The sequence below is a fragment of the Paraburkholderia ginsengiterrae genome, from assembly GCF_001645125.1.
Taxonomy (GTDB): domain Bacteria; phylum Pseudomonadota; class Gammaproteobacteria; order Burkholderiales; family Burkholderiaceae; genus Paraburkholderia; species Paraburkholderia ginsengiterrae.
This window is the reverse complement of the sequence record NZ_LXKA01000132.1, coordinates 1-21,178: the sequence shown is the minus strand read 5'-3', so window position 1 is coordinate 21,178 and position 21,178 is coordinate 1. Positions and strand designations below refer to the sequence as shown.

At 55.6% G+C, this 21,178-nt stretch carries 19 protein-coding genes and 5 pseudogenes; 14 read left to right on the top strand and 10 right to left on the bottom strand.

Going from position 1 to position 21,178, the window contains the following annotated elements:
• Positions 1-845: 845 nt before the first annotated feature.
• On the top strand, positions 846-1,244 hold the full coding sequence (locus A6V37_RS11135; RefSeq protein WP_423213113.1) for an MbcA/ParS/Xre antitoxin family protein: 399 nt from the start codon (positions 846-848) through the stop codon (positions 1,242-1,244).
• Positions 1,245-1,571: 327 nt separating this feature from the next.
• Here the strand turns inward: A6V37_RS11135 and A6V37_RS42200 are convergent.
• The 6 genes and pseudogenes from A6V37_RS42200 to A6V37_RS11115 all read right to left on the bottom strand — a co-directional run.
• A pseudogene (locus tag A6V37_RS42200) lies at positions 1,572-1,707 on the bottom strand (transposase domain-containing protein); the annotation flags it as partial.
• A 102-nt stretch (positions 1,708-1,809) separates the two neighbouring features.
• Positions 1,810-2,358, bottom strand: coding sequence for a hypothetical protein (locus A6V37_RS42195; RefSeq protein WP_242665788.1), 549 nt, complete (start codon positions 2,356-2,358; stop codon positions 1,810-1,812).
• Between the two features lie 136 nt (positions 2,359-2,494).
• Positions 2,495-3,010, bottom strand: a pseudogene (locus tag A6V37_RS11125) (IS110 family RNA-guided transposase); the annotation flags it as partial.
• 126 nt (positions 3,011-3,136) lie between these two features.
• Positions 3,137-3,244: pseudogene (locus A6V37_RS42190) on the bottom strand (IS6 family transposase); the annotation flags it as partial.
• Positions 3,245-3,324: 80 nt separating this feature from the next.
• The gene (locus A6V37_RS11120) at positions 3,325-4,035 is read right to left on the bottom strand and encodes a sensor histidine kinase (protein ID WP_064267614.1); all 711 of its coding nucleotides are present in this window, start codon (positions 4,033-4,035) and stop codon (positions 3,325-3,327) included.
• A 261-nt stretch (positions 4,036-4,296) separates the two neighbouring features.
• Positions 4,297-5,421, bottom strand: coding sequence for a porin (locus A6V37_RS11115; protein WP_064267613.1), 1,125 nt, complete (start codon positions 5,419-5,421; stop codon positions 4,297-4,299).
• Positions 5,422-6,036: 615 nt separating this feature from the next.
• On the opposite strand from A6V37_RS11115, the gene A6V37_RS11110 reads away from it, so the two are divergent.
• The 6 genes from A6V37_RS11110 to A6V37_RS11085 all read left to right on the top strand — a co-directional run bounded on the left by A6V37_RS11110 (position 6,037) and on the right by A6V37_RS11085 (position 11,007).
• Positions 6,037-6,834, top strand: coding sequence for a transporter substrate-binding domain-containing protein (locus A6V37_RS11110; protein ID WP_064267612.1), 798 nt, complete (start codon positions 6,037-6,039; stop codon positions 6,832-6,834).
• A gap of 12 nt (positions 6,835-6,846) precedes the next feature.
• Positions 6,847-7,524 (top strand): ABC transporter permease, encoded by a 678-nt coding sequence (locus A6V37_RS11105; protein ID WP_064267611.1) that lies wholly within the window; start codon positions 6,847-6,849, stop codon positions 7,522-7,524.
• A gap of 3 nt (positions 7,525-7,527) precedes the next feature.
• Entirely contained in the window at positions 7,528-8,301 is a 774-nt protein-coding gene (locus tag A6V37_RS11100) for an ABC transporter permease (protein WP_064267610.1), read from the top strand.
• A gap of 50 nt (positions 8,302-8,351) precedes the next feature.
• The gene (locus A6V37_RS11095) at positions 8,352-8,942 is read left to right on the top strand and encodes a hypothetical protein (protein ID WP_064267609.1); all 591 of its coding nucleotides are present in this window, start codon (positions 8,352-8,354) and stop codon (positions 8,940-8,942) included.
• A 24-nt stretch (positions 8,943-8,966) separates the two neighbouring features.
• A complete protein-coding gene (locus tag A6V37_RS11090; RefSeq protein ID WP_064267608.1) occupies positions 8,967-9,722 on the top strand; it encodes an amino acid ABC transporter ATP-binding protein in 756 nt (251 codons plus the stop codon).
• A 67-nt stretch (positions 9,723-9,789) separates the two neighbouring features.
• Positions 9,790-11,007 carry an acetylornithine/succinyldiaminopimelate transaminase gene (locus A6V37_RS11085; protein WP_064267773.1) on the top strand — a complete coding sequence of 406 codons (1,218 nt, stop codon included), beginning with the start codon at positions 9,790-9,792 and terminating at the stop codon, positions 11,005-11,007.
• 126 nt (positions 11,008-11,133) lie between these two features.
• Here A6V37_RS11085 and A6V37_RS11080 read toward each other — a convergent pair whose 3' ends face one another.
• On the bottom strand, positions 11,134-11,784 hold the full coding sequence (locus A6V37_RS11080; protein ID WP_082902679.1) for a helix-turn-helix domain-containing protein: 651 nt from the start codon (positions 11,782-11,784) through the stop codon (positions 11,134-11,136).
• 98 nt (positions 11,785-11,882) lie between these two features.
• Here A6V37_RS11080 and A6V37_RS11075 point away from each other — a divergent pair, with 98 nt between their 5' ends.
• From A6V37_RS11075 to A6V37_RS11065, 3 genes are all read left to right on the top strand, one after another.
• Positions 11,883-12,359: a GNAT family N-acetyltransferase gene (locus tag A6V37_RS11075; RefSeq protein ID WP_064267607.1), complete on the top strand. Its 477-nt coding sequence runs from the start codon at positions 11,883-11,885 to the stop codon at positions 12,357-12,359.
• A gap of 295 nt (positions 12,360-12,654) precedes the next feature.
• Positions 12,655-13,497 carry a prephenate dehydratase gene (locus A6V37_RS11070; RefSeq protein ID WP_064267606.1) on the top strand — a complete coding sequence of 281 codons (843 nt, stop codon included), beginning with the start codon at positions 12,655-12,657 and terminating at the stop codon, positions 13,495-13,497.
• 481 nt (positions 13,498-13,978) lie between these two features.
• The gene (locus A6V37_RS11065; protein ID WP_064267605.1) at positions 13,979-14,749 is read left to right on the top strand and encodes a transporter substrate-binding domain-containing protein; all 771 of its coding nucleotides are present in this window, start codon (positions 13,979-13,981) and stop codon (positions 14,747-14,749) included.
• Positions 14,750-15,061: 312 nt separating this feature from the next.
• Here A6V37_RS11065 and A6V37_RS40595 read toward each other — a convergent pair.
• Together A6V37_RS40595 and A6V37_RS42185 are read right to left on the bottom strand one after the other, a co-directional pair.
• Positions 15,062-15,506: pseudogene (locus A6V37_RS40595) on the bottom strand (IS6 family transposase); the annotation flags it as partial.
• Between the two features lie 158 nt (positions 15,507-15,664).
• Positions 15,665-16,165, bottom strand: coding sequence for a group II intron maturase-specific domain-containing protein (locus A6V37_RS42185; RefSeq protein WP_064267603.1), 501 nt, complete (start codon positions 16,163-16,165; stop codon positions 15,665-15,667).
• A gap of 629 nt (positions 16,166-16,794) precedes the next feature.
• Between A6V37_RS42185 and A6V37_RS11050 the strand changes: the two genes are divergently transcribed.
• A complete protein-coding gene (locus A6V37_RS11050; protein WP_082902678.1) occupies positions 16,795-18,066 on the top strand; it encodes an MFS transporter in 1,272 nt (423 codons plus the stop codon).
• Between the two features lie 127 nt (positions 18,067-18,193).
• The gene (locus A6V37_RS11045; RefSeq protein ID WP_064267601.1) at positions 18,194-18,997 is read left to right on the top strand and encodes an SDR family NAD(P)-dependent oxidoreductase; all 804 of its coding nucleotides are present in this window, start codon (positions 18,194-18,196) and stop codon (positions 18,995-18,997) included.
• Positions 18,998-19,090: 93 nt separating this feature from the next.
• Here the strand turns inward: A6V37_RS11045 and A6V37_RS11040 are convergent, their stop codons facing one another.
• Complete coding sequence (locus A6V37_RS11040; protein WP_064267600.1) at positions 19,091-19,276, bottom strand: transposase; 186 nt, start codon at positions 19,274-19,276, stop codon at positions 19,091-19,093.
• A 168-nt stretch (positions 19,277-19,444) separates the two neighbouring features.
• Between A6V37_RS11040 and A6V37_RS11035 the strand changes: the two genes are divergently transcribed.
• The gene (locus tag A6V37_RS11035; RefSeq protein WP_064267599.1) at positions 19,445-20,467 is read left to right on the top strand and encodes an IS110 family RNA-guided transposase; all 1,023 of its coding nucleotides are present in this window, start codon (positions 19,445-19,447) and stop codon (positions 20,465-20,467) included.
• Positions 20,468-20,788: 321 nt separating this feature from the next.
• A pseudogene (locus A6V37_RS11030) lies at positions 20,789-21,067 on the top strand (IS1182 family transposase); the annotation flags it as partial.
• Positions 21,068-21,178: the final 111 nt, after the last annotated feature.

Below are 21,178 nucleotides of genomic sequence, written 5' to 3'. Positions count from 1 at the left end.
CGCGAAACTTGTCGGGGTGTCGCGAGACGCAGACCCAAGCGAACATGTGGCACGAGCGCGCGTTGAGGGGAGGCTGCTAGGTGTCTGGTCCAAGCGAGACCGCAGGTTTGTTTACCCGGTGTTCCAGTTTGATCAGCACGGCAAGCTCCGTCCGGAAGTTGCCGAACTGCTTTCAATCTTACCCGACGATGATGATCGCGGGGGATGGAGGCGAGCGTTCTGGTTATATTCGCCGCACTCGCTTCTAGACGGTCTGTTGCCGGCAGAGTGTTTCACAAGCGAACCGGCACGGGTGCTCGAAGCGGCGCGACAAGAATTTGCGGCTGATCGGGACGCTTGGTGGTGAGCACGGAGTCGTAGTTCGGTAAACGATAGCGCTGGATTCATACCGAACCTAGGGGCGAGGGTCCCGGCGATATCTCATTGCACGATGCCATTGCCGTAGGGAGCGCTCTCGCGAATTGCTCGGCGTTCAAGGCGCATCTTATCACCGTGCCGTGGGATATTCTTATATGCTCGTGCGTGTTGTAGAGGGGCACGATGAGGGGGCGTTTCGTCTGTGTGACCTTACTCCGCATCCCTTGTCTCCGTGATCGACTCAGGTCGCACGAAGTGAAGTTCTCTGCAGCCTAGTTCAGCCGAGCGAGTTCCCGGCGTACTGCCTTCACAACACCAAATATAGGTGCGAAAAAGAGTCGGGGCTTCGTCGTGAAGCCATCACGAACTCTGGTATAAACGCATTCATCTACAGACCTCCGACGATTGGACGAGGCGACTCAAGAATAGTACCGTTTAGGATGCAGCCGTGGAGCTTGTGATAGTACTGTCAGGTGCCTCACAGCACGATGCCGATGCCAACTGCTTCCATTCCTGAGAGCACGTCCGGGGCTCACCAGAGCCGTCTGGCCAGGATGGTCATGGCGCTGTTTGACCACTGGAAGCTGTCCAGTGAAGATCAGGCACTTCTGTTGGGCCTTGCGCCCGGAAACCGCTCGGCCCTAGGCCGCTACCGGGAGGGGGCGCGGATTGGTACGACGCCGGACCAGTACGAGCGCGTCGGTCATCTGCTCGGCATTCACGCACGTCTTCGCCTTCTGTTCCCGCACAACCGGGACGTGGCGTACGGCTGGATGAAGCTGCGCAACCGCGCTTTTGATGGCATGACACCTGTGGAAGCGATCAGGGAGTACGGGTTCGCCGGGCTGCTAATGGTACGAGCGTATCTGGAGCGTGCTCAGCCGTAGAGAAACTCCCAACACGAATTCACGGATAGCGAAAACATTCGTGCGGTCCGGTACTCGGCTGCGACGATCTTGCACGGCAGATTGTCGAGTGCGTAGTGTGCCCGGCCGCACCCTTGGCCCGCATGTGAGCCATTAACGAACGCGCTGTTGCCGGATGCTGTTCGCTTCTATGCGTATTTGCTTCCTCTGCGCTTTCATAGATGTATGTAGCGAGGCTTCGCTTTTGCAGGCCATCTCCCAACTTCAGTCGCAGAGAGCGTAACCGTCCGACCACGACCGTTCTTGACAGCATGTTGATATCGGACAGTTGAACGCCGTGGGTTGAGTTCAGGCGACGTCGTGGTGAAGCTGATCGGCGACGACCCATGGCAAAAGCTCGTCGACGCGATTGACTGGATGCATCGGCGATGCGAGCGATGACGTAGCGCCGGTAGGCCTCGGGATCAAGGTCATTCAGTTTGGCGATTCATACCGAATCCTGCGCTATGCCGAACCAGTTTGTATCATTCACTCCTGGTCATGCGATGCGGTTTGCGCATTCGGCATAGTCTGAGGCTCTCTCCTGTCATTCTGGCGGGAAGGAGTAGGCATGACCATCGAAGCGTATTACGACAGTCCCAAGATGCTGAAACGGTTTCACGAAGGGTCGTTGGGAGTTCATATCGATCTGTTCGCAGCACGGCTGCTGCGAGAGGGACATTGTCGGCAAGGAGCATGGCGCGATCTTCGCGTGGCTTGCGACTTCAGTCATTGGCTCGCACGCAAACGGCTTGAGCTTGACGACATCAACGAGCAATCGATAGACGAGTATCAGGAGTTCTGTCGCCGATATCGATGTCGATTTCTCAGTGATCGTCCTGCATTGATCAGACTGCTCGGTCTGCTTCGAGAGATCGATGCAATGCCTGCCAAGCCATCTCTCGCACTGGACGAGCTCGAACAGATTGTGCAGGATTTTGAACGATATCTGATCCAGGAGCGCGGGTTGGCGCGCGTGTTTGCCGTTCGCCATGCCCCTTTCGCTCGGCAGTGTCTGCGGGAGCATTGCCTGTCTGGGTATCCGCAAATCACCAGCCTGACTGGTTCGGACGTCATGGCATTCGTCGAACGTCATGCAAGAGACCATAGTCCGCAATCCGCGAAGCATATGTGCTCGGCCATTCGCGCGTTCATGCGCTTTTTGCAATGCCGAGGTTACATTGCCGTCGATCTTGCGAGCTGCGTACCAGGTGTGAGAGCGTGGCAGCTCACAGGCGGTCCGATATCCTGGCCAGCACCGCGGGTATTGCCTTGTCGTCGAGCGCATCCCGGCCCCGGCCCATCACTTCGCCATATTCGGTCAACAGTCCGCGAAGGCTGTTGATCTGCATCGTACGGAACTTGACGAGCTGCTGACGCGTCCGGTGCAGCGCCAGCAGCGTTTGCTGCGCTTCGGTCTTTATCGCTACCGCCTTGCTGGGCTGCTGCACGGCCAGCCAGACTGCCCGGGCGTCGGCCGCATCGTTCTTGTTGCGGATGTTGAACGTCTTGGCGAACTCTCCAGGCATCAGCTTCACCTGATGCCCCATTTTTGTTAGCTCCCGTGCCCAGTGCTGCGCATCGCCGCACGCCTCCATCCCGATCAGGCAGGGCGCCCGGTTCGCAAAGTGTTCGAGAAAGTTGGCTCGCTTGATTGGCCTGTTCACGATTTCACCTGTTTCAGCGTCCACGTGGTGAAGCTGAAAGGCGCTCTTTGCAATATCGATTCCTACTGGCGTAAGGTTCATTTCGGACACCTCTGGTTTTGCCTCCGAAGACCTGTATGATCCTCCAGCCCGGGCACTCTGATGCCCGTCGGCCCGTGAGGGTCCACCTTCATTGCTGAAACCCATTGCTCACGGACGGGAGGCGTTCATGTCATTGATCTCGATACTACCCAGAATTATGCGTGCACAACGAAAATTCTTGAAGCCGAGCATCGGCCGGGTGCGATGCTTGATGGCACGGTGGTCCTGCTCGATTCAAAGATGTCGAACCGTTTTCCCGGAGGATGCAAGGAGCGAATTGGTACGGCGAAGCGCCGCTAGGGGCGCTTCATTCTTCAGTTGTGTGAAGCACACAACTGTGCGATTGCGTTGTCCTTGACTCGCACGCGAATTGTGGTTCCATTGCCAGGCCGGCTTTCGATTTGCAGTTGCGCATCGATTAATCTGGCACGTTCGGCCATTCCCAATAAACCAAAAGAATGCACGCGACGGGTCGTATCCACATTGAAACCACGCCCGTTATCCGTCACGACGAGTTGTATCACGGAATTCAAGTTGGTCAGCGTTATTCTCACGTGCGACGCGCACGCATGGCGAGCCACGTTAGTCAGCGACTCCTGCGCAATACGAAAGATCGCTGTCGCACGCGCGTCAGACAGACATGGCTCCGGTCCCACAGAGAGGAAGTGACAGGCAATCCCGGATCTTGGGCCAAAATCCTCAGCTAGCCATTCAAGTGCCGGTAGCAGGCCGTAATTCAATGCTGCGGGTCGCAGTTCATTGACGAGGCTTCGGAGCATGTGGATGGACTTCTCGACAATTTCTCCCATCTCGTCGACCTTATGCGCGGCCGCCGACTCCGGCATCAGGTGTCTCTTTAGCAACGACACATCAATTTTCAAAACTGTGAGCAGTTGCCCAAGCTCGTCATGAATCTCCATGGCAATGCGCTTTCGTTCGTCCTCGCGCACGGCTTCAAGATGTGCGGCAAGCTTCGTTAACTGGTCGCCTGACGCCCGCAATTCCGGTCTGCTGCATTGACGCATTCGTCTGACCTTCGCTAGAGTTGCTTGAGAGACTATCGTTGTCAAATGCCGCTATTACAGGCCAACGCAGAACGTTGACATCTACATGTAGTTGACAGCTGGAAACGTGCCGGGCAGCGAGGTCGATGGAAGCGACGACACTTCAAAGCTCGCACGAGAGCCATAGGGTGCGTTGCGGCCATTCGCATTGCGGCTCCAGTCATCAGATCTGATATTGGAGAGTTCGACGCGGCCGTCTGCGTGCCGCGCCAAACCGATGTATCAGAAACGATGCCGGATACCGAGAATAACCATCTCTTGCGACGATGTGCCCGGTCCAACGACCGTATCCGCGATGACTGCTTGCGCAGGGCCAAGTCCGTTCGACCCAGACGCGTGGCCATATGCGGTGATCGCATAGAGGTCGGTGCGTTTGCTAAGCAGATAGTCTGCAGCGAGGTTGACCTGATGGTACGTCGCCGACGAATTTCCACCGGACTTCATGTAGTCGTAGCCCAGTTCGAGTTGAACCGGTACGCTGACCTTCCAGAGGACGAAGACCGAGCCGTTGTTGTAGTGTTCGCTGCCGGTGAACTTGGACGCACCGTCCGGATTGTATTGAGAAAAGCTATAGTAGCCGCCGAGTGTGACGGGTCCGAGCGAGTAGTTGGTCGCTGCCCGGACAATGTTTATCGATCTTGCCGACGAATACGCCGAATTTACGACCGAGCCGAAGAGACTGCCCGAGGTTGTCGTGCCGCGCGCGGAAGTGGCGGCATCACCGTTGTCGATGTGCAGGTAACCAGCAGCAGCCTGCAGCGGACCGTTTGCGTATGACACGCCTCCGCTCCATGTCTGTCCCGAACCCGGCGAACCTGCAACCCCGCCAAATGAATACGTAGCGACAAACTTGAAGCCACTAAGCGTTGGGCTGGTCCATTTAACGACGTTATCCATCCGGATTGTCCCGTCGCCACTGTCTACGTCGCCGGGCGCGGTGAAGTACTCGAGGAAGTTGTTCCCCTGAACCGGAAGCACCAGATCGCGAAGTGCGTCATATTGCCGACCGGCTGTGAATGTACCATACTTATCACTTGCCAGCCCGACGTAGGCCTGCCGTCCAAACAGGCGGCCGCCTTGCCCAGCTGCGCCTGTGTTGACGTTAAATCCATTTTCCAGCCGGAACACAGCCTTCAGTCCCCCGCCTAGATCTTCTGATCCCAGCAGCCCCCAGCGACTGCCTGCCAATTGGCCCGAAACCATACTGATTTGAGTGCTCTTCCCACTCGAATTGTGAGCATATTGGATCGAATTATCGATAATCCCGTACAAGGTTACCGAGCTTTGCGCTTGAGCATGCATCGACGCAAACCCAAGGGCTAAGGTTGATAGAACGCGTTTTTTCATGGTCTTCTCGTCGAAGTCAGTCGAACTCGATGCGAACTCAAACGGAGCAGCATCGAAGTTAGTGCATTGATTAGTACAACTAATAGGCGAGACTGCGCGTAATAATTTTCTTGGAGCGGGGTCGCCGCAATCCGGCGGTGCAGCAGTAACTAATTCGCTTGGGATGGCCAAACGAATGTTTCAAGTCTTCAGAAGCCGCCGGAGGCAAAGGTACAAGTACGTTAATTTTGTGTCAACAATTTAATCACATGCAAATGCAGGTAATTATGAAGTAATAAACTGCTTAATGGAATACACATGGAAGCTCGGTCCCGAGAGATCTCATATCAAGCCTGTGGCCCGGTTCGCGGCTGACGCCGACGGCATGAAACGGAACTCGTTGGACCCCGCCATAGGCAAAGGTGCCGGGCGCGTGCGGCAAAACGGGAGTGCTCGTTTTTGACCCATATCGCGCGTCGATTGGCCTCGACGGACGAGAAGTACGGGCAAGGATCATTGTTTACCCTTAGCGATGAAGTTGCACCAAATTAAAAGATTGACATCAGATTAACGGTTGACTACCTTTGATCTCAGGCGCCGGATGAACCGCGCCGTAAACGTCAGAGAGCGAAAACCATGTCTTTCAGCCTGTTTAAACGTCTCCAAACGCTGCTCGGGTGCAGCCTCGCCGTGGCGACACTTCTTATGTCGGCACCGGCCTTTTCAGCCAGCGACACCTTGCGTGTCGCGACAGAAGGAACCTATCCCCCGTGGAGCTTTAAAGACTCCAGCGGCAACCTGCAAGGCTTCGATGTGGACATCGCAAATGCGCTTTGCGAGCAGATGAAGGTCAAGTGTCAGATCATTGCGCAGGCATGGGACGGCATCATTCCTGGGCTTCAGGCGAATCGGTACGACGCGATCGTCGCCTCGATGTCTACGACTCCGGCTCGTCGTAAGCAGGTGCTCTTTACTAACAAGTACAAGGAAACCACGTCGAGCTTCATTGTCGCGAAAGATAGTGGGATCACTGACGTCACCCCAGCTGGTCTGAAAGGCAAACGCATTGGTGTCCAACGGGGTTCGTCGCAGCATCAGTGGCTTACTGCAAACGGCTATGAAAAATCGTCAACGCTGGTCTTGTATGACGACACGCGACAGCCGGAGCTTGACCTCGTAGCCGGTCGGGTAGATGCAATCATCGGCAACAAGGCGACGGCTTATTCCGCCTTCTTCAAGCGCGCTGAATCAAAGGACTTCATGTTCGTGGGTCCGGAGCTGAAAGGTGGCGTGCTCGGCGATGGGAACGCGATTGCCGTTCGACTTGACGACACTGAGTTGTGCAACCGCCTCAACACGGCACTCGAGGTCATCATTAAAAACGGTACTTACGACCAGATTCGCAAGAAGTACTTCCCATTCCCCCTGATGTAAGTGGATGCCAGCATGTCTAGTTTCACTCTCAACGGATATGGCGGTCTGATTATGCTCGGGGCCGCCACTACCTTGCTCGTGGCATTGGCGGCCACCGCGATCGGCTCGGTTATCGGCGTACTGATGGCCGCCGCCAAGCTGTCCCCATCAAGCGTGCTCAGCCACATTGCCGGGGCCTACACAACGTCGATACGAGGTGTGCCGGACTTGCTGGTGATTTTCCTTGTGTACTACGGCGGTAGTTCTACCCTCTCGCATGTGTTGGGCAGCCCCATCGAGATCAACGCTTTTACGGCTGGGGCGGTATCTCTAGGTCTGGTTTTCGGTGCTTACGCAACGGAAATCTTTCGTGGCGCCATCCTTGAGGTGCCCCGTGGTCAGATTGAGGCGGCGTCGGCGCTCGGGCTTTCGGCATCAGGTACGTTTGTGCACGTTGTTGCGCCTCAAGCCTGGAGGTTAGCGCTGCCCGCATTCGGAAATCAGTTGACCGTCCTGTTGAAAGAAACTGCGCTTGTTTCGATCGTCGGTCTGGAGGACCTGATGCGACGGACCGGATTTGCAGTAGAAGGAACAAATCGACCGTTCTTCTTTTATCTCGTGGCTGGCGTCCTTTACTTCGTGCTGAGCTACGCTATGACGAATGCTTTTGGAATGGCAGGGCGAAAGACTGCTACAACGTTGGCAAGGTGAGACATGTTTGATTTTTCACTGCTTCTATCGAGTCTCCCGCAGCTGCTCTCTTCGCTACCTGTAACTCTGGAGCTTTTCGCGTCTATTGTCGTCACAGGGATAGTTATCGGTATCCCGATGACGCTGCTTGGTCTGAGCAACTCCAAAGTTCTGAATGGTTTCGTCAAATTTTATATCGGTGCGTTCCGCGGTACGCCGGCATTGGTCCAGCTGTTCTTTTTGTACTATGGCTTTGGGCAATTTTCCTTTGTTCGCCACTCGATGTTGTGGCCAATCCTGCGCGACCCGTTTATGTGTGCTGTCATCGCGCTCGGAATGAATTCGGGCGCTTATACCGCCCGCATTCTGATGGGTGCACTGAGCGCGGTTCCGAAGGGGATCGTCGAAGCAGCCCAAGCGCTTGGGCTTGGCAACACGTCGATCCTCACGAAGATTAAAGCACCCATTGCCGTGCGTATTGCGCTGCCTGCATATGCCAACGAGACAATCTTGAATCTCAAGGCAACCTCCCTGGCGTCCACTGTGACAATCATGGAGCTTACGGGTACGTCAAAACTGCTTGTGAGCGAGACGTACGCCCCGTATGAGATTTTCGTAGGTGCGGGTCTTGTCTATTTGTTGATGACATTCGTTCTCGCTCAGTTCTTCAAGTACCTCGAGTTCGTCGTCGGTCGGAAGACCGGGAAAATTGACGCCGCGAAGAATGGAAAGAAGCGGGGTGGTGATTCTATTACTAGGGCTCAGAATTCGAGCGATGCCCAGACGGCGTCGCATTGAGCAACTAGTCAGACATTGAAAGTTGGAGAACCTGAAAAGTGCTTCGGTTTATGACCCTCGGTCCGAGCGGCAGTAACCATGAGTTTGTCGCGACCCGTTATCTGAAATTTCATGGCCTTGACGACAAGGCGACTATTCAGCTTGTCCTTGACTTTGATTCTGCCGCCCGTGCAGTGATAAACGGCGACGCGGATTATCTGATTCAGGTTGCAGTTCATCCTGAAACGACGGAGATCGTCGCAAGGTATCGGAAGCATCTATTCGTCGTAGATGCGTTTGTATCAGGCAGCAAGGATATGGCAATCGTTACGCGCGTCGACGTCGAACGTCCGACGTCACTGGCCCTTCAGCCGGCGACTCGCGAGTATGTTGATACGACAGATCTGCAATTGATCCCTGAGACATCGACGGCGTCTGTCGCCGAAGGTCTTCTTTCAGGGAAGTACGAGAGCGGTCTCACATACTCGTCGCTCGCGTTGGACAACCCCTCGCGCTTCCGTCTTGATGAGGTGATTGGAACCGTCGACGACCCTTGGATTGTGTATGGTCGCGAACGGCTTTCGAAAGGGCAGGTCGTGACCTGGAAGGACAGCCCGGCCGGCCGGGCGTATCAACGTGAACTGCAACAAACTGCTAACTGAGAAGCTAGCAATAGAGGATTAGTCATGGCTACCGAATTGAACACGGAACACGTGATTACTATCAACGGTCTGCGCAAGAACTACGGCGACGTTAATGTCCTGAAGTCTGTTTCACTCAACGTACGCAAAGGCGAAAAGATTGTGCTGTGTGGTCCATCTGGGTCAGGCAAATCAACGCTAATCCGCTGTGTCAACCGATTGGAGAAGCACGATGGAGGGGAGATCATCGTGGACGGAATAAAGCTGACCGACGATGTGAGAAACGTGCGAACGGTCAGGGCAGATGTCGGCATGGTATTTCAGCATTTCAACCTGTTCCCGCACATGACGGTCCTCGAAAACTGTACGTTGGCTCCGATGCGGGTCCGTGGAGCGAGCCGCAAGGAAGCAGAAGTAAGAGCGATGGAGGTGCTGGAGCGGGTTCGCGTGTCAGGTCATGCATCGAAGTATCCATCACAGTTGTCCGGGGGGCAGCAGCAACGCGTGGCGATCGCGCGTGCGCTGTGTATGTCCCCGACGATTATGCTGCTGGACGAACCGACGTCGGCCTTGGACCCCGAGATGGTACGCGAGGTCCTCGACACGCTGACGCTTCTTGCTGAAGATGGCATGACGATGCTTTGCGTGACGCACGAGATGGGATTCGCGAAGGCTGTTGCAGATCGGGTTCTGTTTCTTGACCAAGGCGAGATCATCGAAGACACGACACCCGCCGAGTTTTTTGCGGCACCGAAAACGGAGCGCGCCAAGCGTTTCCTCAGCCAGATGATTCATCAGTAGACGTAGTTCGTGTTCAATCCCATGACCATTGCGTGCGAAGCGCAGTGGTCGTGGAAATTGGAGAAGTATCGTGCAGGCAGCAGTGCAACGTAGCGATTTCGGTGAGCTCATTGCCCCAACATATTCACCGGCGAATCTTATTCCGCAGATAGGTGAGGGTTCGTATGTCTGGGATACGAACGGTAGGCTGTATATCGACCTCGCAGGAGGCGTCGCTGTTACGGGACTGGGTCATGCTCATCCGGAACTGATCGCAGAACTTCGCGCGCAGAGCGAGCTTGTCTGGCACGTTGGGAATGTATTTACCAATGAGCCTGTTCTACGACTTGCGAGTCAACTGACAGAGTCGACGTTTGCCAGCAGAGTGTTCTTCGCCAATTCGGGCGCGGAAGCAAATGAGGCGGCGTTGAAGCTCGCACGCAAAGTCGCCTTTGACAAGGGAGCTGCAGCGTCCGGGAAGACAGAAATCGTCGCGTTTCAGAACTCTTTTCACGGACGAACGCTTTTCACGGTCGGTGTCGGCGGGCAGCCTAAATACAGCACGCCATTTGCTCCGCTGCCATCAAGCATCAAGCATCTCCCGTTTAATGACTGCGAGGCCGCGCTCGCCGGCATTAGCGAGAAGACATGTGCTGTGATTTTCGAACTGGTTCAGGGAGAAAGCGGTGTCCGGCCAGCGACTGAAGCGTTTGTGAACGCTCTTCGTACGCGGTGTGATGAGGTGGATGCACTGCTGATCTTCGACGAGGTCCAGACGGGGGTAGGAAGGACGGGCGATCTGTTTGCCTACATGGGCTATCACGTCATCCCGGACATCCTTACCACCGCAAAGGCGTTGGGCAACGGCTTTCCGATCGGCGCAATGCTGACAAGGTCCGATCTCGCCGAATATTTCACGGCGGGGTCGCACGGAAGCACTTTCGGTGGGAATCCGCTTGCCGCTGCTGTGGCCGCAAAAGTGATGGAAATTGTGCGCCGTCCAGAGACGTTGGAGGGTGTAAAGGTGCGTCACGCCTTTTGCATGCAGCGACTTGAAGACATTGCTGCCAGGACTGGGGTTTTTTCGGAGGTTCGAGGCCGCGGAATGCTGATCGGGGCCGAGCTGAGCGAACGTTATCGAGGCCAGTCATCCAGGCTTGTCGACTGCGGTTATGCGGCGGGAGTTTTTACGTTGATGGCGGGGCCGGACGTTCTCCGCCTGACGCCTTCGCTCATTATTCCGCTGGATGTACTGGCCGAAGCAATGGATGCCTTGAGTGAGGCGGTAACCCAGTTTCTGACATGACTGCCCGCTGCGCTACAGATTGAATGCAGCGATGCGACAAGCGGATGGGCCGCCGGGCGGCTGCGATGTCGCCTCTCTGCCGGGTGCAAGTGCATTGTTGCCCACCCGCTTGCCGAATGCTGTTGACTAGCTGTATTCCCTAATGTTGAAAAAGACAGCGAGAAACCGGACTGGGACGCTGTTGATTTCTTCCGGACCGTGGGCGGCATTTGGATCGAACAGGAGGCTGTCGCCAGGCTTCACGTCGTAGAGGCGATTCGCGTAGCGATACTTCATCCTGCCTTCAAGAACGTGCAGGAACTGCAGACCGGTAGTTTGATGAGTTGACCATGGCTCCGAGTTCTCGTCGAGTGTCACGATGTACGGTTCAACCGACAAATTCCCCGAGAGAACGTGGCCAATCAAAGTATAGATATGGCCAAAAGACGAGCCCTCTCGGTCGACCGTCACGCCGCCGCCTGCTGGCACGAACGAGCAGTCATGCCGTTCGCTCTGGTCGACGAAGAATCGGGACACGGGCTTGCCTAATGCGTTCGCGATTCGCGTGAGCGTCTCGATCGATGGGGTGGCCGTTCCTTTCTCGATTCTCGAGAGCATCGAATGAGAGATGCCAGCCATTTTAGCCAAGGTCCCCGACGCGATGCCGGCCGAAGTGCGGAAGGCGTGGATCTGGGCAGCGAGTGCCCTCGAGACCTTTTCTACATCAGGGTCGCGCTGCTTTTCGGTTTCGATTTCCGGAGCGTTCTGAGGGGCTGAGTTTGCAGGCGTTCGTGGCATTTAAGTTCGACCTTGACCCGGCCGGAGAGCAACCTTGGAACCTCATTATATTCGGCGATGCCGGTCAGCCGTAGTCTTTCAGAAAAGGAGGTCAAATCATGACGAGTGACCATTGCAGTTTGGAGACTGTGACAGTTCGCCGGGTGACCACCGATGATGCGCCTATTGTGGCCAATCTGGTGAAGGCGCTCTTCAATGAACTCCGTGACGGAGCGATGGTGCCGCAGTACCGCTCCGAGTCGATAAGCGATGTATTGGCAGAAACTGAGCGAAGCTTCGGACTGCTGGCGCTCGACGGGAGTCGGGCCATAGGTGTTCTGATGCTCACGGAAGCCGTCGCCATATTCGCTGGCGGCATCTTTGGCCAGATAACCGAGCTGTACGTGATGCCCGACTTCAGATCACAGGGTGTGGCCGCGATGCTTGTGAAGAGCGCTGCCGAGCTCGGGCGTGCGCGGGGGTGGAAGCGGATGGACGTTGGCGCTCCTCACCAGCCGCGTTGGAGTCGATCACTAAACTTCTATCGCTCTGAGGGTTTCGTTGAAGTAGGACCGCGCCTTCGGCTGGATTTGTGACTTCAGCTGGCTGCGGGGTACGACGCAGCGCGAACGCTACGATGGACACTAGGAGAAGGAGGAAGACGAGAATTGAATGTGAGTAAAAACGTGACACTATATTAAATTCGAGATACCTTACTTTTTGATGCAGCGTTGCCGGTTCGCCCTTCGTTCACGATCACCAGCGAAGATTTCGGGGCGTCGAGGATACCCGGACTCAGAGATCAAAGAATCCCAGGCGACGCGCTGCCGTTGAAAAATCCATAACCTCGCAATCTGGGGTTTGACAGCCATCCGACGTAGGGAACGACACATGGATATCAGGTCTTCGACAGCGAGCGACGAGGAGCGCATTACGAGAGATAGCATTGGATATCTCGGTCCAGCCGGCTCATGGACACATCAGGCTAGTCTCGACCTGTTCGGGCCGAGAAGGCTCGTTCCGCTTGAGAACGCAAAGCTGTTTGAAGCATTTGCGAATGGGACCATTGAGCGGGCTTGCGTACCTGTGACGACGTCGGTCGTGGGAACCACTCCTTATCTTGATCCCGTGCTTGATCTGCCGTCTGTCGTTGTGGTGGCAGAGTATCCCAAGATGCTCGGATATAGTCTTCTGGCCTGCCCCGGCGCAAAGATTGAAGATATCAGACAGGTTGTCGCACACCCCGTAGCGCTTGAGGAAGTCAAGCCGTGGTTGGACAGGGAAATGCCCTCGGTACGCCGCACGACGGCACTTGGAGGTGGTGCTGCCGCTCAAAGTGTGTCGGAGAGCAAGTCGCTCGAGATGGCGTCAATGGGCCCAAAGATCGGTGGTTCGATTTATGGCCTCGTTTCGCTTGCTGATGACATCGAGGCTGGTCCTCATAACGTCACCCGGTGGTGGGTTCTCGGGAGAGAGATGCCCTTACCCACAGGAGTCGACAAGACATCGTTGCTGGCAGAGGTTTCCGACAAAGACTTCTCGGCTTTGCTTGAAAGCATGGTGTGGGCGCGACTTCGAATCCTCAACATCTATGAGAGACCAAGCAAAAGGACGCTTGACACTCATCGCTATCTTTTCGAGATCGAGGGGCATGCCCGGGTTGGTGCTGTCGCGGAATTCCTGAAAGACAACCTCCAGATTCGATTGCTGGGTTCTTATCCTAGGATGTGCTGATAACCTGCAATTGAGAATGACGCGGGTCTTCCGGTGGGGTGAATGCGAGCATCAACCAAGTTTTTGGATGGAACTGCTTCGCCTCGAGGATCACCGAAACTGTCGCAGATCGCGCTGGCTCCGGGACGGAATCGCCGCGTTATTGCGACTCAATTCGACACTTTCCCGATCTCGTTCTGCCGTCTAGATACTATGGAAGGGCCGCGAAAGTAAGTCTCCCGGAGTAAAACGGTAAGCGTCCGATCGTGACCCTCTAGTATTTTCCTTATGTATTGCCGGCGGGTTGACAGGCTGTGCGATGACCCAAGAGGAATTGTCCGGAGTGCAGCACAACGCTCAATTCGTCGCAGTCGATGCAAAACTTCTGTATCTACTGAATCTGGCTTTTAGCTTCCTGATGGCGCTGTTTCTTCTACAAAATCTGGTTGTCACCTTACTCTCGACGTTCAACTTAAAACACACACCGCTCAGGAGCCTCCTTATGAAGTTCATCGCCATCTTAACGTTGCTGTTCGCGCCCTGCGTCGCTTTCGCGCAAACCTCGCCATCCACGCTGGCGCGAGTCACACAGAGTGGTGTGCTACGCGTATGTACGCCAGGCGACTACAAGCCATTCAGTTTCCAGCGTGCACCGGGGGAATTTGAAGGACTGGATGTCGATATGATGGGGTCGCTTGCGGGTACGCTCAACGCTCGGCCGGAACTCGTCAAGACGACATGGGCAAACCTGCTGCCCGATTTCGTCGCCGGTAAATGCGATATTGCAGCAGGCGGCATCTCGGTCTCGCTCGAACGCCAGAAGCAGGCATACTTCAGCGCACCGTATATGGTCAACGGCAAGACGCCGATCACACGCTGCGAAGACGTCGCGAAGTACCAGACGATAGCAGCCATTGACCAGCCCAATGTGCGAGTAATTGCCAATCCCGGTGGCAGTAACGAGCGATTCGCGAGAGCAAAACTAAGCCACGCCCAACTGACGATACACAGCGACAATCTGACGATATTCGACGAGCTCACCAAGGGTAGGGCCGATGTTTTCGTCACCGAGGCGGCAGAAGCGATCGTGCAAAGCAAGGCTCACCCCGAGCTGTGCGCAGTAAATCCCGACAAGCCGCTGCAGTACGCGGAGATGGGTTATCTTTTGCCGAATGGCGATGACGTGTTCAGGAATTTCGTCGATCAGTGGCTGCATCTGAGCAAGGCCAACGGCGACTATGCGCAACTGAGCGCGAAGTGGCTAGGCAAATAGAGGATTGAAACCACTGCCCCGGTGCTGTACCTCGCCTCTATCGGCCAAGACATGTCGAACGGCGGTATGGCGAAGTCCGTCGCCAGCGGCCGTCGTTCTCGTCGCCAGGTTTCCCGGAACGGCGGAGTACCGCATTCAGTGCGTCCAGCGCAGCCAGCCCGCCACCGATGCATGCGTCCAGATCGTCCGCCGCTCGACACACGCTCCCGTGGGGCAAAATCAAGTTTCGAAGGTCGGGCATACAGCACCTCGTCGCGTGGCTCTGTCGCGATGAGGACGGAGGGGCGAGCGCAGTGTACCGGGCGCGATTGTTTAGGAGGCTTGGGAATAGAATTGCTGTGCGGCGGACGCTCCCGTCCATTTGGCGCATTTCATTTGCCCCTTGCGGATCATATGCATCACCTCAATGCCGCCCAGAATGATGTGCACAACGAAAATCGTTGAAGCCGAGCACGGGTCGGGTTCGGCGTTTGATGGTCCGGTGGTCCTGCTCGATGCGGTTGTTCAGATACTTGACCTGACGGACGCGGATAGGTGTTTCGCGTGCGGCGTTGATCGCCTGGATGGCGGCCAGATTTGCACCGCTCTTATCCATGTTGACTGTCTGCGGGGCGCCGTTCTGGCCAATCGCTTTCTCACAGAAGCGGAGTGCTGCAGGCTTGTCGCGATAGGTGCGCAACAGAAAGTCGATGGTGTTGCCGGCCTTGTCCACAGCGCGGTAGAGATACTTCCACTGTCCCCTGATCTTGAGTGGAGTAAGAAACAGGGCGTAGTCGAACTATTTCCCTGTTTCTCCTCCCCGAACCGGACATGCACCTCCCAGCGCATCCGGCTCTCCAGTGAGGTGTCGCCCATAGCAAAGGCAACATCAGCGTAGCCCGACTCGATGGTGCGGCGTGTCTCATCGCGCAATATTTACGGATTTTCCATGGGGGTTCGCCAGGTGAATCGACCCTTGCGGCTGGTGACGAGGCGTCGAAGCGTCACTTCACCGTACCGACCCCGACTATTCCGGCCTTGCAGCACCCATGTCGTGGCCCTTCCTGGTTCAGGGGCCCGGATATGATCGCGCATTAGCGACCGGAAGCCACGCCGGTACTTGTGCACAAGCCAATATCCCCGCTTCCAGAAGACGGTTCGGTCCAGCTTGCTAAACAGGGTCGCCGCGTGGTCGGTGTACTGGTAGAGGGTTGTCCATCCCGTCAGTTGCCGATTCAGGCTTTCCACCATATCCATCCGGTTCATGCTGTAATTGCCTGACAGTTGTCTGACCAGTTGCTCGGCAAAGCCCTGATACTTCTCCCACGGAATTGTCGTCACTGGTCGCACGCTGCCGCGTGGTCCGCGCTTGCGAATGATGCCGTGGCCGAGGAAGACGAAACCGTCATTAAAATGCGTGATATGGGTCTTCTCCATATTCAGCGTGAGCTTCAGCTTGCCTTCGAGGAATTCCCGACACGCTTCGCGTACTACTTCGGCGTGCGCTCGGGTTTCGGGATATACACGCGGCGCGCCGGTAGCGGACTGTACGAGCCCGCCAACAGTTCGTTGCGTATCGGCGTCAATTTATGCTGGAGATTCTCTTCCATCATGCGCTTGCTGACACCGTCCACGCCTGGCGTGCGAGCCCTGCTGGAGGCCAGCGTAATACGAGCCGCTTCGCTCAGCCAAACCCTCTCAGCAATCAGTCTCAGAAGGTGGTCAAACTTGCGTCTGGGTCAGGTTTCAGTCGGCGTTGACACGGACGCTTGCACTGATCTCACATCACCACCTTCAACAAAACCACGCACAGTACCCTGCATCAAACTCATGCATGGAGGGTCTACAAATCCGTTGTCCTCCTAAATTGGCAGACATAACCTCGGCCGTTATCGATAAACACATATTGAACGCGAACGTAGAACTCGAGGAGCCTCGAAATTGAGTCAGGAGAATCCTGCTAGAGGTCGATTCGCCACGCGTATCACTTTTGTAAGTTGATGTCCCGACGAGAGCGCGAGCGATATTCACAGGATCGCTCTCATGTCTAAATACTGGAGTCGCTGATGAATGAAACGTATGAAAGTTTGCGCTCGAATGACCGTCCGGAAGCTGGATTTCGCACGCGTGCTTGGATGATGTTAGTAGTTGCAACGATAGGAACAGCGATCTGCAGTACTCCAATCGTGATGATGACAAGTGGGGTATTTATTCGCGCGCTTGGCAAGGCCATGGGATGGAATCGCGAACAGGTAACTGTGTCGCTTTTAATCTGTGCAATCGCGTTGGCAGTCGCTACTCCGCTGGTCGGTCGTCTTATTGACCGAACACGGCTTAGGCAGGTTTTGACACTGTCGTCGCTCGCGTACGGCTTGACGGTCATGGCATTGCCGGCGCTGATTCATTCACACGGGCTGTTAGGATTTTATGTCGGTTTTCTTCTTATCGGGATTCTAGGTGCCGGATCAAATACGATTGTCTATATACGTGTTCTTTCGGGTTGGTTTGACGAACGCCGTGGACTTGCGCTGGGTATTGCGATGGCTGGCATTGGGATTGGTGGGGCCATCTCTGCGCCATTTTCCGCAATTCTCGTTCAACGCTTCGGATGGGAGGCCGGCTACTATGGGTTGGGTATGATCCCGATCATTCTTGGCGTCCCGATCGGCTTATTCCTCCTCAAAGAGGCACCTGCGCAACAGGTCGTGCGAGCCGATTCAGTTGGACAGAGTGATGCTCTGCCAAGCATGCTTCTGAGTGAGGCGTTGCGCACAAAGGCGCTCTGGCTAATTCTAGGCGCCGCTTTTCTCATGGCGATCTCAATCAATGGAGCGCAAATTCATCTGATTCCAATGCTGATGGATCGCGGTATTACACTGCCCGCAGCGTCTTTGGCGACTAGCATTCTTGCAATTTTTGCGGTGCTGGGCAGGGTCGCAGCGGGCTATTTGTTCGACAAGGTGTTCGCGCCGCGTGCCGCTGTCGGCATTTTCCTGCTCTCTTGCATGGGGTGTCTGGGGATACTCGCTTTCCCTTCTTCCTCGGCTGTGTATTATTGCGCGGCCCTTCTCGGTATGGGTGCTGGTGCGGAATCGGATTTACTTGGGTATCTGATCGGCCGCTACTTTGGTCTGAAGAACTTTGGCCAGATTTATGGATGGGTATTTGCGTCATTCATGATCGGAACTGCGGCAGGCCCAGTTGCATTCGGGCTTGGTTACGATATCAATAGAAGTTATCAGTGGCCTTTGTGTGGGGCAGCTGTCGCATTGATGTTGGTGTGCGTTGCGTGTGCGCTGCTTCCCAGATTTCCATCTTCTCCGAAAAGGGGGACGTGAACCGATTCAGTTCACCGTCAACCGATTTATGGGTTGGAAGCGCGCTTGAATTCTATCTTCAAATATTGTTGAAGATAGACAGCGCTATGCGGATGTGATTTTGAGAATGGAATGCGGGAGATTTCAAATGAATGAATCGGAAAATATCTTTGACTTGAGTGGGCGGGTTGCCCTGATTACTGGGGCAGGCGGTGTACAGGGGCGTATGCATGCACGCACGTTGGCAGAGTTCGGTGCGACGGTAATTCTTGCGGACATTGATGCCGAAGCAGCGGCTCGGGTTTGCGCTGAAATTGCAGATGTCGGGTGTGACGCTTGGAGCGAGGTGGTGGACATTTCGCAAAGCGAGAGTGTAGAGGCACTTGCGCGGCGAATCTCGGAGCGCGTAGATCACGTAGATATACTTTTCAATAACGCTGGGATCGTTACCCCGGGCCGGATGACGCACGATGTGTTGCCCGATGAATGGGCGCGCGTGCTAACGGTGAATCTTACGGGTGCATTTCTGATGATTCGCAGTTTCATTCCACTTCTCCGGCAAAGCAATGGAGCATCGATCATCAACAACGGTTCGATGCTTGGGCTTGTTGGTTTGCATCCTGGTTTTGCGATGGTCAATGCGCCGTACGCTGCAGCGAAAGCAGGGTTGTTTGGCTTAACGCGCCAAGTCGCAGCCGAGTATGCGTCCGAGAATATCCGTTGCAATGCCATTGCGCCAGGCTGGCATGGTGGATCTGGAGTACAACGTTCGCTTGGTTTAGGTGACGAAAAACTGGAGCGCTTCGAGCAGGTAGTGGTCGCAGGCACACCAATGCGACGCCGTGGACGAATGGATGAGCTACGAGGTTTAGTGGTCTGGCTTGCTTCGAATGCGTCGTCGTATGTCACCGGCCAGGTGATTACGCAGGACGGCGGCTGGACTATCGCCTGACCAGCTGAGGTGAGCGCGTTCGTTCGGACAATAGTTCCGCGATTTAAAGTGGAAAGCGTGGGTCGGTCGCCAGCGGGATTTTTGAGAACCGGATCATAGCCGTCGGGAGCCATGCGCCGGGCAAACTTCGTCGATGGCCTTGTTCATTCTTGCCAAGACGCGGAAGCGGTCGAAAATGTTGAAGGCGTTCGGGCAATGATGTGCAATCATTTCAAGAAAGGACTGCCACATGTCCGAGCGCACGAATTCGACCTTCTCGCACTGCGGCTTTCCGAGCATGCCAAATATTTCGCGAAGCTTTATTTCGTGCGCTCCTGTCCGACCCAGATGGAATGGACACCGCCCTCCCTCCGGGGACATGCCTCATTGAGGGCCCCCCAGAACCGAACGGCATCAATGTGCCAAAGTGGAGTTGCGACGCAACCACTTGAGGAGCGGAGGCCCCAAATGAATGTTACGACCTATGGACTGGATGTTGCAAAGCGGGTGTTCCAGATGTACTGGGTTGATGCACAAACCGGTGAGGTTACCAATCGCCGGTTCGGACGTGGCGACCTGATCACGTTTCTCGCACAGCGCCCTGCTGGTCGAGTGGCGCTTGAGGCCTGCGGAAGCGCTCATTGGTGGGCACGTAAGATTCAGGCGCTTGGGCACGAGGTAGTGCTCTTGCATGCCCAGTTCATTCGGCCGTTCGTGCAAACGAACAAGACTGACGCAGCGGACGCCAAAGCAATATGGACAGCCGTGCAGCAACCTGGAATGCGTACGGTTGCAGCCAAGACGGAGGATCAACAAGCGATGCTTAGCCTGCACCGAATGCGCTCGCTGCTAGTTAAGTTCCGGACGATGCAGATCAATCAACTCCGTGGGTTTCTGTACGAATTCGGCGTTACCCTTCGAGCCGGACGTCTGGCAGGAATGTCCGAGATCCGGGACCGCATGGCAGAACTGGAAGACACACTGCCACGACCAATGGTACTCAATCTCCAGGAACAGCTTCGACGTATCAACGCGTTTGAGGACGATATCGATCAACTCGAGAAGCGTATTGGGGCTTGGCAGAAGCAGGAATCGGCGTGTCGTGCGATCTCCGAGGTACCGGGCATCGGCAGGCTCACCGCCACCGCTCTCGTTGCAACGATCGGAGACGCGAAGACATTCAAATCGGGCCGTGAATTCGCTGCGTTCCTCGGGCTTGTTCCCCGGCAAAACGGTACGGGCGGCAAGGTTCGACTAGGCTCGATCTCGAAGCGAGGGGATCCGTACCTGCGCACACTGCTGATTCACGGGGCGCGCTCCGTCCTGTGTCACGCAAAGGTGCCAACTTCCTGGCAGAAGGGAATGCAGGAGCGGCGACCTGGCAACGTAGTGGCGGTGGCTCTGGCGAACAAGATAGCGCGAACTGCGTGGGCAATACTGGCCCACCAGAGCACTTACGAAACGAGTCACGTCAGTGTAAGACCGAATTAGCAGTATCATGCATTGAAACGTTTGGGGACCGGTAGGTTGCTAAGGTTGAATCCATGTGATGGCGAGACAGGTCGGACCGCAAGAACGTAAACCTGAACACACTCTTGTGCCTGAAGCACGCGGCCCAGATGAGGACGTTCTTGGCGAATTCCATTAGGGCCTGCGGCTTCGGCTTGCAAAAGGCCGCATATAAGACTGCAGCCGATACCTCGTCGAGACGTCACATCAAGAACAACCTGGCAAACCGGGCGGTGTCCATATAAGTGTGTGAAAACCCATCGATCGCCTAAACTGAACCAACGCACTGAGACCGGGTGACTCATGAAGCGATTCGTTGAAGGCGATGACCGCAAGCAGGTCGCACTACTTCCCGAATGCGTGGATGACTACATTGGACAGGACAATCCGATCAGGGTCATAGACGCCTTCGTCGACGAGTTGGACCTAGGGGATCTGGGATTCAACGGTACCACGCCGGCGATCACGGGGCGCCCTTCCTATCACCGAGGCGTGATGCTCAAGATCTATATCTACGGCTACCTGAACCGGATACCCTCCAGCCGGCGGCTCGAGCGTGAGTGTCAGTGTCGCGCGCAGTTGTAAATTGATACAGCAACGCAGTTAGGAATTGATACACCTCGTTGTAGGGTTGCTCATTTTGGGCGGCCCGTGATCAGCTACGAGGAGTACATGGAAATCGAGATTCTGCGT

Bases quoted from the DNA above. Each gene is read 5' to 3' on its own strand.
- A6V37_RS11135 (WP_423213113.1), top strand. From the start codon at position 846: ATGCCGATGCCAACTGCTTCCATTCCTGAGAGCACGTCCGGGGCTCAC.
- A6V37_RS42195 (WP_242665788.1), bottom strand. From the start codon at position 2,358: ATGACGTTCGACGAATGCCATGACGTCCGAACCAGTCAGGCTGGTGAT.
- A6V37_RS11120 (WP_064267614.1), bottom strand. From the start codon at position 4,035: ATGCGTCAATGCAGCAGACCGGAATTGCGGGCGTCAGGCGACCAGTTA.
- A6V37_RS11115 (WP_064267613.1), bottom strand. From the start codon at position 5,421: ATGAAAAAACGCGTTCTATCAACCTTAGCCCTTGGGTTTGCGTCGATG.
- A6V37_RS11110 (WP_064267612.1), top strand. From the start codon at position 6,037: ATGTCTTTCAGCCTGTTTAAACGTCTCCAAACGCTGCTCGGGTGCAGC.
- A6V37_RS11105 (WP_064267611.1), top strand. From the start codon at position 6,847: ATGTCTAGTTTCACTCTCAACGGATATGGCGGTCTGATTATGCTCGGG.
- A6V37_RS11100 (WP_064267610.1), top strand. From the start codon at position 7,528: ATGTTTGATTTTTCACTGCTTCTATCGAGTCTCCCGCAGCTGCTCTCT.
- A6V37_RS11095 (WP_064267609.1), top strand. From the start codon at position 8,352: ATGACCCTCGGTCCGAGCGGCAGTAACCATGAGTTTGTCGCGACCCGT.
- A6V37_RS11090 (WP_064267608.1), top strand. From the start codon at position 8,967: ATGGCTACCGAATTGAACACGGAACACGTGATTACTATCAACGGTCTG.
- A6V37_RS11080 (WP_082902679.1), bottom strand. From the start codon at position 11,784: ATGCCACGAACGCCTGCAAACTCAGCCCCTCAGAACGCTCCGGAAATC.
- A6V37_RS11075 (WP_064267607.1), top strand. From the start codon at position 11,883: ATGACGAGTGACCATTGCAGTTTGGAGACTGTGACAGTTCGCCGGGTG.
- A6V37_RS11070 (WP_064267606.1), top strand. From the start codon at position 12,655: ATGGATATCAGGTCTTCGACAGCGAGCGACGAGGAGCGCATTACGAGA.
- A6V37_RS11065 (WP_064267605.1), top strand. From the start codon at position 13,979: ATGAAGTTCATCGCCATCTTAACGTTGCTGTTCGCGCCCTGCGTCGCT.
- A6V37_RS42185 (WP_064267603.1), bottom strand. From the start codon at position 16,165: ATGGAGAAGACCCATATCACGCATTTTAATGACGGTTTCGTCTTCCTC.
- A6V37_RS11050 (WP_082902678.1), top strand. From the start codon at position 16,795: ATGAATGAAACGTATGAAAGTTTGCGCTCGAATGACCGTCCGGAAGCT.
- A6V37_RS11045 (WP_064267601.1), top strand. From the start codon at position 18,194: ATGAATGAATCGGAAAATATCTTTGACTTGAGTGGGCGGGTTGCCCTG.
- A6V37_RS11040 (WP_064267600.1), bottom strand. From the start codon at position 19,276: ATGCTCGGAAAGCCGCAGTGCGAGAAGGTCGAATTCGTGCGCTCGGAC.
- A6V37_RS11035 (WP_064267599.1), top strand. From the start codon at position 19,445: ATGAATGTTACGACCTATGGACTGGATGTTGCAAAGCGGGTGTTCCAG.